General features: G+C 69.1%; 14 protein-coding genes. 7 read left to right on the top strand and 7 right to left on the bottom strand.

The features are described 5' to 3' along the window. Nucleotides 1–132 precede the first annotated feature (132 nt). Together VAE46_RS01250 and VAE46_RS01245 are read left to right on the top strand one after the other, a co-directional pair. Nucleotides 133–1134, top strand: a complete 1002-nt coding sequence (locus tag VAE46_RS01250; protein WP_322795088.1) for a thermonuclease family protein — start codon at nt 133–135, stop codon at nt 1132–1134. A gap of 60 nt (nt 1135–1194) precedes the next feature. Next, a complete protein-coding gene (locus VAE46_RS01245) occupies nt 1195–2034 on the top strand; it encodes a class I SAM-dependent methyltransferase (protein WP_322795087.1) in 840 nt (279 codons plus the stop codon). 21 nt (nt 2035–2055) lie between these two features. Here VAE46_RS01245 and gyrB read toward each other — a convergent pair whose 3' ends face one another. Beyond that, nucleotides 2056–4002 (bottom strand): DNA topoisomerase (ATP-hydrolyzing) subunit B, encoded by a 1947-nt coding sequence (gene gyrB, locus VAE46_RS01240; RefSeq protein WP_322795086.1) that lies wholly within the window; start codon nt 4000–4002, stop codon nt 2056–2058. 109 nt (nt 4003–4111) lie between these two features. Next, complete coding sequence (locus VAE46_RS01235; RefSeq protein WP_322795085.1) at nt 4112–4546, bottom strand: PaaI family thioesterase; 435 nt, start codon at nt 4544–4546, stop codon at nt 4112–4114. A 124-nt stretch (nt 4547–4670) separates the two neighbouring features. Between VAE46_RS01235 and VAE46_RS01230 the strand changes: the two genes are divergently transcribed. Both VAE46_RS01230 and VAE46_RS01225 read left to right on the top strand, forming a co-directional pair. Next, on the top strand, nt 4671–5975 hold the full coding sequence (locus VAE46_RS01230) for a M20/M25/M40 family metallo-hydrolase (RefSeq protein WP_322795084.1): 1305 nt from the start codon (nt 4671–4673) through the stop codon (nt 5973–5975). A gap of 28 nt (nt 5976–6003) precedes the next feature. Further along, nucleotides 6004–7179, top strand: a complete 1176-nt coding sequence (locus VAE46_RS01225) for a beta-galactosidase (protein ID WP_322795083.1) — start codon at nt 6004–6006, stop codon at nt 7177–7179. Here VAE46_RS01225 and VAE46_RS01220 read toward each other — a convergent pair. Continuing rightward, nucleotides 7161–7535: a hypothetical protein gene (locus VAE46_RS01220; RefSeq protein ID WP_322795082.1), complete on the bottom strand. Its 375-nt coding sequence runs from the start codon at nt 7533–7535 to the stop codon at nt 7161–7163. The genes VAE46_RS01225 and VAE46_RS01220 overlap by 19 nt on opposite strands. Before the next feature lie 112 nt (nt 7536–7647). Between VAE46_RS01220 and VAE46_RS01215 the strand changes: the two genes are divergently transcribed. Next, nucleotides 7648–8826, top strand: a complete 1179-nt coding sequence (locus VAE46_RS01215; protein WP_322795081.1) for a GAF domain-containing sensor histidine kinase — start codon at nt 7648–7650, stop codon at nt 8824–8826. Then, complete coding sequence (locus tag VAE46_RS01210) at nt 8823–9494, top strand: response regulator transcription factor (RefSeq protein WP_322795080.1); 672 nt, start codon at nt 8823–8825, stop codon at nt 9492–9494. The genes VAE46_RS01215 and VAE46_RS01210 overlap by 4 nt, the downstream gene beginning before the upstream one ends. A 15-nt stretch (nt 9495–9509) precedes the next feature. On the opposite strand, the gene VAE46_RS01205 is transcribed toward VAE46_RS01210, so the two are convergent. Beyond that, nucleotides 9510–9974, bottom strand: a complete 465-nt coding sequence (locus VAE46_RS01205; protein WP_322795079.1) for a pyridoxamine 5'-phosphate oxidase family protein — start codon at nt 9972–9974, stop codon at nt 9510–9512. A gap of 126 nt (nt 9975–10100) precedes the next feature. Here VAE46_RS01205 and VAE46_RS01200 point away from each other — a divergent pair, with 126 nt between their 5' ends. Continuing rightward, the gene (locus VAE46_RS01200; protein WP_322795078.1) at nt 10101–10922 is read left to right on the top strand and encodes a PPK2 family polyphosphate kinase; all 822 of its coding nucleotides are present in this window, start codon (nt 10101–10103) and stop codon (nt 10920–10922) included. Nucleotides 10923–10928: 6 nt separating this feature from the next. Here VAE46_RS01200 and thrC read toward each other — a convergent pair whose 3' ends face one another. From thrC to VAE46_RS01185, 3 genes are all read right to left on the bottom strand, one after another. Continuing rightward, complete coding sequence (gene thrC, locus VAE46_RS01195) at nt 10929–11996, bottom strand: threonine synthase (protein WP_322795077.1); 1068 nt, start codon at nt 11994–11996, stop codon at nt 10929–10931. Further along, the gene (locus VAE46_RS01190) at nt 11993–13000 is read right to left on the bottom strand and encodes a hypothetical protein (RefSeq protein WP_322795076.1); all 1008 of its coding nucleotides are present in this window, start codon (nt 12998–13000) and stop codon (nt 11993–11995) included. Before VAE46_RS01190 ends, thrC begins: the two co-directional genes overlap by 4 nt. A gap of 1 nt (nt 13001) precedes the next feature. After that, on the bottom strand, nt 13002–14286 hold a 1285-nt coding region (locus VAE46_RS01185), incomplete at its 5' end, for a homoserine dehydrogenase (protein WP_322795075.1).

The following is a 14286-nucleotide window of genomic DNA, read 5'->3' as shown; positions in this document are numbered from 1 at the left end:
CGGGAGCCGGGAGGTGGGAGGCCCGCAGTGCCCCATCCCCGACCGGGAACGGGGAGCGGGGAGGTGGAGATGGAGGGGTGTGCCGGGGTAAAAACGACAGGGGTGGACGCGTTGGTTTGGCAGGATGCGGGCATGATGAGCAACGTGGGACTTCGGCGGGTGTTTGCGGGACTGCTGGCGGGGATGCTTCTGCTGGCGGCCGGGTGTTCCGTCTATGCCGGGGGCGGGTTGCCGCCGGGCAGCGGGAGTTTGCTGCAGGAGCAGTCAGGCACGAGCGGACAGTACCGGGCCTACGCGCCGATGCTGGCGGCCGATTCGGCCGGGCCGACGGGGCTGGTGTACTGCACCGTGACGGCGGTGGTCGATGGGGACACGATCGATGTCGGGGGGTGCGCGGACGCCGGCCGGGTGCGGCTCATCCTGATCGATACGCCCGAGATCTTCGGCGGGGCGCGCTGCTTCAGCCGCGAGGCGAGCGACTACACGAAGCAGTTCCTGCTGGGCCGGACCGTGGGGCTCGAGCGGAACGTTTCGAACACGGACAGGTACGGGCGCTTCCTGCGCTACGCCTGGCTCGACGGCGAGCTCTTCAACGAGCGGATTGTGCGCGACGGCTACGCGGTGCTGGCCGAATTCCCGCCCGACCTGAAGTACCGGGACCGGATCGCGGCGGCTGAGGCCGAGGCCCGGGCGGCGAACCGGGGGCTCTGGGCGGCCTGCGGCGGAATCGACCGGCCGGCGACGCCGACGCCGGTTGGCGTGGCTTCGCCGACGCCCACGCGCACGCCGAGCCCGACCCCGTCGGCGACCCCGACCCCGGGCGGCAGCTGCGGCGCGGCCACGGCGCGGATTGTCTCGCTGAATAAGTCCACCGAAGTGCTGGTCATCGAAGGGAGCGGGAATATGTCCGGCTGGTACGTGATCAGCGAGCGGGGCAACCAGCGGTTCGACTTCCCGCAGGGGTTCGTGCTCAGCGGCCGGGTGGAGATCGTGTCCGACACGCCGCGGTTCACCAATACGGCGACGCGCCTGTGGTGGAGCGACGCCGCGATCTGGAACAACAGCCTGGACGACGATGCGCTGCTCTACGATTGCACGGGCCGGCTGGTGCAGCGGTTCGACGACGGCGACTGAGGCTGCGCTTCGCCCGGGGACCGGGTAGGCTGCGGGCCATCCCCCGCGGAGGTGCACCCGGTGGCTGCGAATGTCCTGAGACCGAGCGAAGGGGAAGCGCTGGAGGCGTGGGCCGGGCTGGTGGCGGCCGATGCCGAGCAGGTGGCCCGCGTGAGGGAGCCCGAGCCGCCGGCTGACCACTACGGCTCGGTGGCGCCGCGCTTCCGCCCCGGGGCGATGGCAGCGCTTGAGTGGCCGGTGCTTGATGCGCTGGTGGAGCCCGGGGAGACGGTGCTGGATATCGGCGCGGGCGGGGGAAGGTTTGCGGTGCCGCTGGCTCAGAAGGGCTGCCGGGTCATCGCGCTGGAGCCGAGCGAGGCGATGCGCGGGGTGCTGACCGCAGCGGCCGCGGAGTCCAGCGTGGATATCCGGGTGGCGGATTCGCGCTGGCCCGCGCCGGGCTGGAGCGAGGAGGTGGACGTTTCGCTGGCAGCGCATGTCTGCTACGACATCGCGGCGATCGGGCCGTTCCTCGATGCGATGGAGCGCTGGACGCGGCGGCTCTGCGTGGCGATGTTCGGCCAGTACGGGCGTGGCGCGAACCTGGCGCCGCTGTTCGAGGCGGTGCACGGCGAGCCGCTGCAGACGCTCCCGGCCCTGAAGGAGTTTGTCGCGCTGCTGGGGGCGCGCAACCGCCGCTACGAGGTGCGGACCGTGGGGCGGCCCGAGGCGTTTGAGCTGATGGAGCGGGACGAGGCATTCGAGCTGGCCCGGCGGATGCTCTGGCTGGCGCCGGGGAGCGCGAAGGACGCGCGCATGCGGGAGCTGATTGAGGCGTGGTGGGGGACGCCAGAGGGCATTCGCATGCCGGCGTTCCGGCGATTCATCGGCGTGGTGAGCTGGGAGCCGCCGCGGGGGTGAACGCCGGTTTGGCCGCCGGCGTCAGATATCGAGGTTTTTGACCTGGGTGGCGTTGGCCTGGATGAACTTGCGGCGGTGGGCGACCTCATCGCCCATGAGCTCGTAGAAGAGCGTGTCGGCGGTGGCGGCATCGTGGATGCTGACCTGGAGGAGGGTGCGGTTGGCCGGGTTCATGGTGGTTTCCCAGAGCTGTTCGGCGTTCATTTCGCCGAGGCCCTTGAAGCGCTGGACGTTGAGGTTGGCCCGGCGGTTCTGCTTGCGGTACTCCTCGAGCTGCTGGTCGGAGTAGAAGTAGCGAATCTCTTTGCCGTGCTGGGCGCGGTAGAGCGGGGGCTGGGCGATGTAGAGGTGGCCCTTTTCGATGAGCTCGGGCATGTTGCGGAAGAAGAAGGTGAGGAGGAGGGTGCGGATGTGGGCGCCGTCCACATCGGCGTCGGTCATGATGATGATCTTGTGGTAGCGGAGCTTCGAGACGTCGAAGGTCTCGCGGATGCCGGTGCCGAGGGCGGAGATGATGAGGCGGATGGCCTCGTGGCCGAGCATCTTGTCGGGGCGGGCCTTTTCGACGTTCAGGATTTTGCCGAAGAGGGGCAGGATGGCCTGGAAGCGGCGGTCGCGGCCCTGCTTGGCGGAGCCGCCTGCGGAGTCGCCCTCGACGATGAACAGCTCGGACTCCTCGGGGTCGCGGGAAGAGCAATCGGCGAGTTTGCCGGGGAGCGCGCCGCTTTCGAGTGCGCTCTTGCGCTGGACGAGGTCGCGCGCTTTGCGGGCGGCCTCGCGGGCGCGGGAGGCGACGAGGCACTTTTCGACGATGCGGCGGGCTTCGCTCGGGTGCTCGTCGAGGTAGACGGAGAGGGCATCGGCGACGACGGTCTGCACCTGCCCGGCGACCTCGAGGTTGCCGAGGCGGGTCTTGGTCTGGCCTTCGAACTGGGGCTCGGGCAGCTTGACAGAGATGACGGCGACGAGGCCTTCGCGCACGTCATCGCCCGTGAGGTTCTGGTCGCCGTCCTTGAGGATTTTCTGTTTGCGGGCGTAATCGTTGAGGACGCGGGTCAGGGCCTGGCGGAAGCCGGTGAGGTGGGAGCCGCCGTCGATGGTGTTGATCGAGTTAGCGAAGGTGTAGACGGTCTCGTTGAAGCCGTCGTTGTACTGGATTGCGCACTCGATGAGGTTGCCATCGACCTCGCGTTCGACGTAGACGGGGTCGGGGTTGAGCACTTCGCGGTCGCGGTTGACGTAGCGGACGAAGCTCTTGATGCCGCCTTCGAAGTAGTAGTTGACCTCGCTGTCGGAGCGTTCATCGAGGAGGCGGAACCAGACGCCCTTGGTGAGGAAGGCGTACATGCGGAGGCGCTCGGCTTCGATGCGGAAATCGAAGTCGACGCTTTCGAAGATTTCGGCATCGGGCTTGAAGGAGACGGTCGTGCCGTGGCCGCGGGCGGGGTCATCGAGCGGGCGCTCGAGGAGCGGGGTCTGCGGTCGGCCGCGGCGGTACTCCTGGCGGTAGACCTTGCCGGCCTTATCGGGCCCCTGCGCGTCGGGGTCGGGGACGACTTCGACCCACATGGCCTCGCTGAGGGCGTTGACGACGGAGGCGCCGACGCCGTGGAGGCCGCCGGAGACCTTGTAGCCGCCGCCGCCGAACTTGCCGCCGGCGTGGAGGACGGTCATGACGGTTTCGACGGCGGATTTGCCGGTTTGCTTCTGGATATCGACGGGGATGCCGCGCCCGTTATCGCGGACGGTGCACCAGCCGTCGGCGTGGAGGGTGACCTCGATGCGGTCGCAGTAGCCGGCCATGGCCTCGTCGACGGCGTTATCGACGAGCTCCTTGATGAGGTGGTGGAGGCCGGCCTTATCGGTGGTGCCGATGTACATGCCGGGCCGCTTGCGGACGGCGTCGAGGCCTTCGAGGACCTGGATGTTCTCGGCGGTATAGGTGGAGGAGGTTGCCTGGGTGGCCATGGGCGGGGGTCAGCCTCGGGGGGACGGGCGGGGCGCGGGGTGCCCGGGAATTCGTTCGCTCACCTTCGCAGTTTAGCAGGTTTTGGGTTCGAAGGCGAGCCGGGGCCCGTCAGGGGCGGGGCCAGAGGATGGCCTGGGTGCAGCGGAAGGCGGCGATCCGCCGGCCGGTCTCGGCGTGGAGGACGTCGGCGTCCCAGACCTGGGTGGTGCGGCCGCCGTGCAGCATTGTGGCGCGGGCCGTGATGGCACCTTCGGTGGCGGTGCCGAGGAAGTTCGCCTTGAGCTCGATGGTGGTGAAGCCGGCCGCGCCTTCGGGCAGGTTGGCGGAGCAGCCGTAGCCGCAGAGGGTATCGGCGAGGCCGATGACCGTGGCGGCGTGGAGGTAGCCGTTCGGCGCCAGGTGGTGCGGCGCGATGGCCAGGCGGCCTTCGACGGCGCCTGCGCCGATGGCCGTGACCTCGACCCCGAGGTGACCCGGCAGGCGCTCATGCGAGGCGCGGTTCCAGAAGGCGGGGTTGGCCCTGTCGCTGGCGGGGTCGAACATGGGGCGCTCCTCGGCGGCGGTGTGCGGAGTTTGTCAGAGTTCGTTGCTTCATGCAACTCAGTTGCGCCGGGCCGGGCCAAGCGGGGAGAATCGCGCTCCAACGCGCTGGGCGAGGTGAGCTCTGATGGCGATCGACTGGCCGGCCGTGCACCGGGAAGCGCTCGAGATCTTCGTGCGGTATCTGCAAATCGACACTTCGAACCCGCCGGGCAACGAGAAGCCGGGGGCGCGCTTCCTGGGGTCGATCCTGGAGGCTGAGGGCATCCCAACCGAGTACATCGAGACGGCGCCCAACCGGGAGGTGCTGGTGGCGCGCCTGTGCGGGGACGGCTCGAAGCGGGCGCTGATGCTCTGCAACCACACCGATGTGGTGCCGGTGGAGGAGGAGTTCTGGACGGTGCCAGCCTTCGCCGGGCTGGTGCAGGATGGGCGGGTGTACGGGCGGGGCGCGGTGGATATGAAGGGCTGCGGGGTGATGCAGCTGATGGCGATGCTGCTGCTTAAGCGCGAGGGCGTGCCGCTGCGGCGGGACGTGGTGTTTTGCGCGGTCCCGGATGAGGAGGCAGGGAGCGACTACGGGATGGCGTGGTTGTGCGAACACCGCCCGGATGTGGTGGATGTCGAGTTCGAGCTGAGCGAGGGCGGCGGGGGGTCGACGCGGTTCGGGCGGCAGGAGGTGCGCCTGTTCAGCGTGGCGACCAACGAGAAGGATATCTGCTGGCTCAAGCTGACCGCGATCGGCCGGCCGGGTCACGGGAGCGTGCCGCACGCGGACAATTCGGCGGTGCACCTGGTGCGGGCGCTGAACCGGCTGGTCGAGTGGGAAAGGCCGCTCGTGTACACCGAGGAGACGCGGGCCTACCTTGCCCGGCTGGCAGAGGCCGGGCTGATGCCGCCGCTGGCGGACAGGGCGGCGGTGGAGCAGCGGATCCGCAATTCGCCGGAGATGCTGGCGATGTTCCAGAACACCCTGAACCTGACGATGCTCAATGCGGGCATCAAGGGGAATGTCATCCCGGCCCGGAGCGAGGCGGTGATCGACTGCCGACTGCTGCCGGGGCAATCGAAGCAGGACTGGATCCGGCAGGTGCGCGAGCGGATCGGGGACGACCGCGTGGAGGTGTCGCTCTCTTCCCCGGACTGGGGCGAGCCGGCCCCGGTGGCGTGGGATACGGAGCTCTACCGCACGATCAACGCGGTGGTGAAGGAGGCGATGGAGGACGCGGTGGTGGTCCCGGGGATGACGATCGGCGGGACCGATAACCGCTTCCTGCGGGCGCGGGGCATCCCGGCCTACGGCTTCATCCCGTGCCTGCTGAGCCCGGAGGAGCGGCGCGGGTTCCACGGGAACGATGAGTTCCTGACCGTGGAGAACCTGAACATGGGCTGCGAGCTGATGTATGAGATCGTCCGGAGGATGGTGAGCTAAGCCGGCGCGGCCGCGAGAATGGAGGGCGATGGGGCATCGCCGGCGCTGGCAGGTGGGGCTGACCGCGGCCGGCGCGGTCCTCGCAGCGCTGCTGCTCGTGGGCCAGTTGTGGCTCACGCTGCGGCTCCAATGGACGACCCGCGAACCGCTCGCCGATTCGCTGCTGGGTCTGAATTTCAGTTGCGACCAGGCGGAGTACCTGCTGCTGGAAGAGCCCGGCGCCGGGCCCGACGGCTTCGCGGATGACGGACGCCCGGGGCGGGCGGAGTGGTGCGCGGGCGTGCTCCGGCAGCTGATGGAGGAGACCGGCATTCGGCTGGTGCGGCTCTCTGTCCGCTGGGACGAGGTGGAGCCCGAGGAGGGGCGGTTCGATTTCACCGTGATCGAGGCGGAGCTGGACGCGGTGCGTGCGATGGGCGGGGGGGCGAACGTCTCAATTGGGATGAAGGCGCAGCGGCACCCGGAGTTTTACATCCCGGGATGGGCGCTGGAGGGGGTCGAGCTGCGGGAGGGGCTGGTGCTCTCGGAGGTGCCGGCGCTGCGGGCGCGCGCGCTGCGGATGGTGGGGACGGTGGCGGCGCACCTCGCCGGGCGGCCGGAGATCGACTCGTGGACGGCTGAAAACGAGGGGTATATCGCCTCGCACCGGGCGCACCGCTATTCGCTCAGCCAGGAGTATGTGGCGGAGGTCGCGCGGACGATCCGGGCGGCCGACCCGCTCGGGCGGCCCGTGGTGATCAACCATGCGCAGCACTACGTGTTCGACCGGCGCTGGAAGGATGCCCTTGCGGATGCGGATGTGCTGGCGCAGAGCATGTACCCGCGGCGGAACGGGTCGCTGCTGGGGCGGCCGGTGGTGATCGACATCATGCAGCTGGGGTGGCTGATGCCAAATTACGCCCACCAGGCGCGGGTCGCGCGGGCGCAGGGCAAGGAATTCTGGGTAACGGAGCTGCAGGCCGAGCCGTGGACGGACGGGGACGCGCGCCTCATCTCCCCGGAGCGGCCGTCGCCCAACCTTTCGCCGGCGACGCTGCGGAGGAACGTGGAGTACGCCCGCCGGACCGGGGCGCTGCGCATCTACCTGTGGGGTGCGGAGTGGTGGCTCTACCAGCGGGAGCGGTACGGGGACGGGAGCTGGCTGGCGACCGTCCGCGAGCTCGCAGCAGGAGCGCCGCAGCCCGGCTACCTGGCGCGGCAGTGATTGCGGGAGGGCAGCCCGCGGTCGAGCGCTGAGCGGACGGCTTCGACGAGATCGGTGCCGTCGATGAGCATGGGGAGGTAGGCGGCGACGCCGGCGCGCCGGTAGCGGTCGGCCTCTTCCGGGCGGGGGATGGGGGCCAGGATGATGACGGCGGCGCCGGCGCGGGCGGCCAGGTGGGCGGTTTCGGGCGGGCAATCCCCGGGCGTCGTGATCACGATGTCGCCCGCCCCCAGGCCATCGAAGTCGACGCCGCCCTCCGGGTGTTCGCCGAGCTGGGCGGCGCGTTCGAGGCGGGCGACCACGGCGCGGCGGAGGGCGGGGTCGTGGGAGATGACGTGGATGGCACTGCCCTGCACGGGGCAAGTTTCGGCAGGGGCTGCCCGGGGCGTGCACGGTCGAATGGTCCGCCGGTACGGGCCGAGGGTCCCGAAGGGCGCTGAGTGTCAAGATTGGGGTACGATGCGCGTAATGGGGAGCAGCACGGGAGAGCCGGCGCAGGCCGCCGGGATTTTCGAGCGGTTGACCGAGATGGCGGTAACGAGCGAGCTACTCGCCACCAGCGAGGACCTCGCTGAGATCCTGAGCCGGCTGGCGCAGCGGGCGCGCGAGCTGACCGGGGCCGAGTACGCCGCGATTTCGACGTTCGACGAAGACGGGGTGTTGACCCGTTTCATTTACTCCGGCATCAGCGATGCGCAGGCGCGGCGACTGGGCGACCCGCCCCGCGGGCGGGGGCTGCTCGGCGAGCTGCGCAACATGGACCGGCCGCTGCGGCTGGATGACCTCCGTTCGAGCCCGCACTTCACCGGCTGGCCGCCGGGCCACCCCGACATGACGCGGTTCCTCGGCGTGCCGATCCGGGCAGGGGGCCGGACCATCGGCTCGTTCTACATGACGCGGGGGGCAGACAGGCCTCCGTTCTCGCCGGAGGACGAGGTGGCGGCTGCGGTGCTGGCGCTGCAGGCGGCGGTCAGCGTTTCGTACGCCATGGCGCGGGAGCGGCGGGGCCGCATCTTCCTCCTCGAGGAGCGGGAGCGGATCGCGCACGACCTGCATGACGGGACGATCCAGGCGCTCTACGCCCTCGGTCTCGAGTGCGATGCGATGGCCAACCGGGACGACTACCCCGCCGAGGCGCGCGAAGCGCTAACGAATGCCGTCTCGCGGATCAACGAGATCATCGCGGATATCCGCAGCTACATCACCATGCTGGAGGCAGCCAGTCCGATTGCGCAGCCGGAGTTGACGCGCGACCTCGCGTTCGTCATCCGCCAGCTGGTGCCGTCGTCGATTGCGACGGTGGTGAACATTTCGGCGGCGGCGCTGCAGGAGCTGACCGCACGCGAATCGGAGGACCTGCTGTACATCGCCCGGGAGGCGCTTTCGAACGCGGTGCGGCACGGGGCGCCGACGAAAATTGCGGTGGACCTGCGGCAGACGGGCGAGGCGACGGTGCTGACCATCCAGGACAACGGGGTGGGCTTCGATGAAGCAACGACCCGTCGCGGGCTGGGCACGGTGACGATGCGCACCCGGGCGGAGCGGCTCGGCGGCGAGCTGACCGTTATCCCGATCCCCGGCATGGGCACCACGGTGCGGGTCGCCATCCCGCGCCGCCACGATGACGACGACGAGGAGGCGCTGTGAGCGACAACGAGGGAACCATCCACGTCCTGCTGGCCGACGACCACGACCTGGTCCGTTCCGGGCTGAAGGCCGCGCTGCGGAGCTACCCGGAGTTCACGGTGGTGGGCGAGGCGCGAGACGGCCAGGAGGCCGTGCGGGAGGCGAAGCGGACGAAGCCCGACCTCGTGGTGATGGACGTCCGGATGCCGAAGATGAACGGCATCGAGGCCTGCCGGGAGATCCGCTCGGCGGTGCCGGGGGCCAATGTCCTGATGCTCACCTCCTACAGCGACGAGGAGGCGGTGATGCAGGCCATCGTGGCGGGGGCGAGCGGCTTCCTGCTGAAGGAGGTCCAGACGGCGGACCTGATCGAGGCGATGCGGGTGGTGGGCCGGGGCGGCAAGACGCTCGACCCGGCGAGCTCGGCGGCGGTAATCGAGCAGATCCGGCGGGGCAACCTGGTGAGCGAGGAGGACCGGCTGGCGGCGCAGCTGACGGAGCGGGAGCTGAAGATCCTCGACCTCATCGCCGAAGGGCTCACCAACCGGGAGATTGGCGAGCAGCTGTACCTCTCGGAGAAGACGGTGAAGCACCATGTGAGCGACATTCTCAGCAAGCTGGGGATGACGCGCCGGGTGGAGGCCGCGGGCTTTGCGATCCGCCGGGCAGCGAAGCGGCCGCCAAAGTAGGGCGCCGGGAGGCTGCTAGTAGCGGCCGCCGAGCTTGGCGTGGTCCCAGCTATAGACGTCAACGGGGTCGACCCGGACCGTGACGCGCTTGCTGGCAAGCTTGAGGGCGGCTTCGGGGGTTTCCATTGGCGCGGGGATGCCGTTGTATTTTTCGCCGACGAGGCCCATGACCCGGGCGGTGAAGGGCGTGTCCTCGATGATGGCGGCGTTCCCTTCGATGACGAGGCCCTTGAGCTCCTGGTAGTACTTCCCGGATTCGAGCATCACGGTGATCTTCGGATTGCGGCGGAGGTTGAGCACCTTCTGGCTGCGGGCGAAGGTGGTGAAGTGGATGCGGCCATCGATGACGACGTACCACATGGCGACGAGGTGCGGGAACCCTTTCGGCCCGATGGAGGCGACCTGCAGGGTCCAGCCCTGTTTGAGGAACTCCTCCTGCTCTTCGGGGGTGAGGGCGATCTCGGCGCGGCGGCTGGGCATGGGGCGAATCCTGAGGGGCTAGAATATGCGGACCCAGTAGACCGTACGGCAGCGGCCGCTGGCAAGGAGCCACATGATGAGCATGGCAGACCGGGGTTCTCGCACACCGCCGGGGCGAGCTGTCGGGTGAGCGGGGTGGATCACCACGGGGGCACCCCGATCGTGTTTTCGCCGCACGAGCGGGTGAACCTGCGCGCGTTCGACACCGCAGCGACGAACGGCTTCACGCGGGAGAAAGCCGAGGGTCGGCTGGTTGAACTCCGGGTGCGGCTGAACGAGCTGCAGAACGTGCTCTATGCCGACCGGCGCTACGCGCTGCTGGTGGTGCTGCAGGGCATCGATACGGCCGGCAAGGACAGCACGATCAACTCCGTGTTCGAGCAGGTGGGGCCGATCGGGTGCTCGGTGGCGACGTTCAAGGTCCCGACACCGGAGGAAGCAGCGCACGATTACCTCTGGCGCTACTGGAAGCAGCTGCCCGAGCGGGGCCACATCACCATCTTCAACCGTTCGTACTACGAAGCGGTGCTGGTGGAGCGGGTCAAGGGCATCGTGCCGCCCGAGGTCTGGAAGCAGCGCTACGACGACATCAACTGGATGGAGGAGTACCTGCAGCGAAACGGGACCGTGGTGATGAAGTTCTTCCTCGCGATTTCGAAGGAGGAGCAGCGGGAGCGGCTGCAGGAGCGCATCGACAATCCGAAGAAGCAGTGGAAGTTCCGGCTCGGGGACCTCGAGGAGCGAAAGCTGTGGGATGAGTACCTCGAGGCGTTCGAGGAGATGCTCGAGCGGTGCAACACGAACCACGCGCCGTGGCACGTGGTCCCGGCGGACCGGAAGTGGTACCGCGACCTCGTGGTGGCGACGGCGCTGGTGGAGAAGCTGGAGTCGCTGGAGTTGCGCTACCCGCCGGGAGACCCGGCGATTGCCGGGCTGCGGGTGGAGTGAGGGCAGTTACCAGCCGAGGGCGGCCTCGATGCCCTCGATGGTGGCCGGGGCGCGCGTGATCTCGGGGGTGCAGGCGGCGATGGCGGTATCCGGGTCCTTCAGGCCGTTGCCGGTGAGGATGGCGACGGCGGTGCCGCCCCGCAGCCGGCCGCTGCGGCCGAGCTTGAGCAGGCCCGCCACGGAGGCGGCGCTGGCCGGCTCGACGAAGAGGCCTTCACGGCGGGCGAGCAGGCGGTAGGCCTCGAGGATGTCGTCATCGGTCACGGCTTCGATGAGGCCGCCGGACTCGTCGCGGGCGGCGACGGCGGTGCGCCAGCTGGCCGGGTTGCCGATGCGGATGGCCGTGGCGATGGTCTGGGGGTTGGCGACCGGCTGCCCCGAGACGAGTGGTGCGGCGCCGGCGGCCTGGAAGCCGCACATGCGCGGGTGGCGGGTGGCGAGAGCGCGCTCGGCGCATTCGCGGAAGCCCTTCCAGTAGGCGGTGATGTTGCCGGCGTTGCCGACCGGGATGGCGAGGATATCGGGGGCATCGCCGAGGACATCGCAGATTTCGAAGGCGGCGGTTTTCTGGCCTTCGATACGGTCGGGGTTGACCGAATTGACGAGCGCGATGGGGTGGCGGGTGGTCAGCTCCCGGGCAGCGCGCAGGGCGTCATCGAAGTTGCCGTCGATTTCGATGATGCGGGCCCCGTAGGCGGCGGCCTGGGCCATCTTGCCGGCCGCCACCTTGCCGCCGGGCACGAGGACGAGGCATTCGAGACCGGTGCGGGCGGCGTAGGCGGCGGCGCTGGCGCTGGTGTTGCCGGTGGATGCGCAGAGGATGGCGCGGGCACCGGCTTCGAGGGCGCGGGCGACGGCGACGACCATGCCGCGGTCTTTGAATGAGCCGGTGGGGTTGCAGGATTCGAGCTTGAACCAGAGCTCATCGAGCCCGCACTCGGCGGCGAGGGCGGCGGAGCGGACCAGCGGCGTTTCGCCTTCGCCCAGGGTGATGCGGGGGGTGGCTTCGGTGATGGGCAGGATGTGGGCCCAGCGGTAGAGGACGCCGCGGGGCCGGGCGGCGGCAGGGGTCACGGTTCCTCCGGCGGCCGGAAGGCATGGAATTTCATCTCGCGCAGTTCCTGTTCGAGGACCTGGATCTGCTTCCGGCGCTGCTTTTCGAGCATGGTGTTGAATTTCTGGAACTCCTCGCGGACGTGGTCGACCACTTCGGCGATATCGCGCCGCATGTTGGCGACGCGTTCGCCGAGGCCGGAGTGGCGGCCTTCGAGGAGGGTGAGTTCGCCGTGGAGGCGCTCGATGGCGCCGCTGAAGCCGTCGGTGAGCTCTTCGAGGTGGTTGAGGCGGGACTCGATGCGCTGCTGTTCCTGCCGCCAGAGGGCGATCTCTTCGATGAGCTCCTGGCGGTAGTCGCGTTCACGGGCGACGCTGGAGATGAGCTCTTCGTTGCGGCGAACCATTTCGCCGACGACCTGGAGGCGTTCGAAGACGACATCGAAGCGGTCATCGAGGCCTTCGAAGACGACCTGCTTGATGCGCTCTTCGAGGTCGCGGTTGACTTCGATGGTGCGTTCGAGGCGGAGGCCGAACTGCTCGACGCGGTGCTCGACCTCGCGCTGGCGTTCGGCCAGCACCTGCAGCTGGTGGCTTGCCTGGGCGGCCTGCTGCTGCACCTGCGCGACATCGGCGAGGGCGAGGCCGAGCTGGGATGTGATGGATTCGAGGCGGCGAAGGACGTCGGCGCGCTCGTGGCGGTCGTATTCGGATTCGGCGCGGAGGATGCGGAAGTTGTTTTCGGCGTCGGAGCGGGTGGCGGTGACGGCCTGGCGGAGGTCCTCCATGGACTGGTCGATGGCGGTGAGCTTTTCGGGGAGGCCGCGGAAGGGGCTGAAGCGGGGCTCGAACTCGCGGATGGTGCGCTGGGCGGCATCGAGCTGCTCGGCGATGTCCTGGACCTGGCGGCGGAGCTGTTCGACGTAGGCGAGCTGGTGCTGCTGTTCTTCGCGGGCAGCGCGGAGCTGCTGTTCGAGGAAGGTGAGGATTTCGCCGATGGCCTGGGCCTGGGGTTCGCCGGGCATGTCAGCCCTCCACGCGGAGGAAGGAGGAGAGCTGGACGACGACCGGGAGGGCCTGGATGTCGCGCAGGGCGGCCTGCATGGCGCCTTCGCGGGCGCGGTGGGTCATGATGACGAGGTCGGCGGTGCCGGAATCGGGGTCGGTCTCCTTTTGGTTGACGGCGGCGATGGAGACCTGGTGATTCCCAAGGGCCTGGGCGATCTGGGCGAGGACGCCGGGCTTATCGGCGACGTTCACGCGGAGATAGTAGCGGGTTTCGAGGTGTTCGAGGCCGAGGACGGGGATATCGCCTTCGGGGCCCCAGTATTTGCGCTCGCGGGTGCCGAGGACGATGGCGTGGGCGAGGTCGAGGATATCGGCGACGACGGCGGAGGAGGTGGGTTCGGAGCCGGCGCCGCGGCCCTGGAAGAGGACGGTGCCGGTGAGGTCGCCGTGGATTTGCACGGCGTTGTAGACGCCATCGACGCGGGCGAGGGGTTCGCTGAGGGGGATGAAGGCGGGGGCCACGCGGGCGATGATGCCGCCGTCGGTGCGTTCGGCGATGGCGAGGAGCTTGATGGCATAGCCGAGCTCGTGGGCGGCTTCGAAATCGGCGCGGGCGAGGCGGGTAATGCCCTCGGTGTGGACCTGGGAGGGGCGTACGGTGGTGCGGAAGCCGAGGGTGGCCATGATGGCGAGCTTGTAGGCGGCGTCGTAGCCCTCGACGTCGTTGGTGGGGTCGGGTTCGGCGTAGCCGAGTTGTTGGGCTTCGGCGAGGGCGGCCTCGTAGCCGCCCGCCGGGGGTTCGATGCCCTGGCGACGGAGCGCCTCGGCGACGGCCGCGGAGGTGGCCATGCTGGTGAGGATGTAGTTGGTGGTGCCGTTGATGATGGCGCGGATGGAGGAGATGCGGTTGGCGAGGAGGTCGCGCCGGAGTGGTGCGATGAGGGGGATGCCGCCGCCGACGCTGGCTTCGAACATGATGTCGAGCCCGCGGGCGTGGGCTTCGGCGAGGAGCTCGGGGCCGGACTTGGCGATGAGCTCCTTGTTGGCAGTGACCACGTGCTTGCCGGCATGGATGGCGCGGCGGATGTAGGTGCCGGCCGGTTCTTCGCCGCCGATGACCTCGACGATGATGTCGATCGCCGGGTCTTCGAGGACGGCATCGACGCTGGTGGTGATGGTGCCGGGCGGGAGCTCTACGGGGCGCGGCTTGGCGGGATCGCGCACGGCCGCCCGGCGCACCACGAGGGGAGCGCCAACCTGGCGGGCGAAGTAATCGCGCCGTTCGAGGAGGGCGCGGGCGACG

Source organism: Tepidiforma sp. (assembly GCF_034433535.1).
GTDB lineage: Bacteria > Chloroflexota > Dehalococcoidia > Tepidiformales > Tepidiformaceae > Tepidiforma.
The sequence above is the reverse complement of the archived record's forward strand: the minus strand, read 5'-3'. Positions and strand labels throughout refer to the sequence as shown.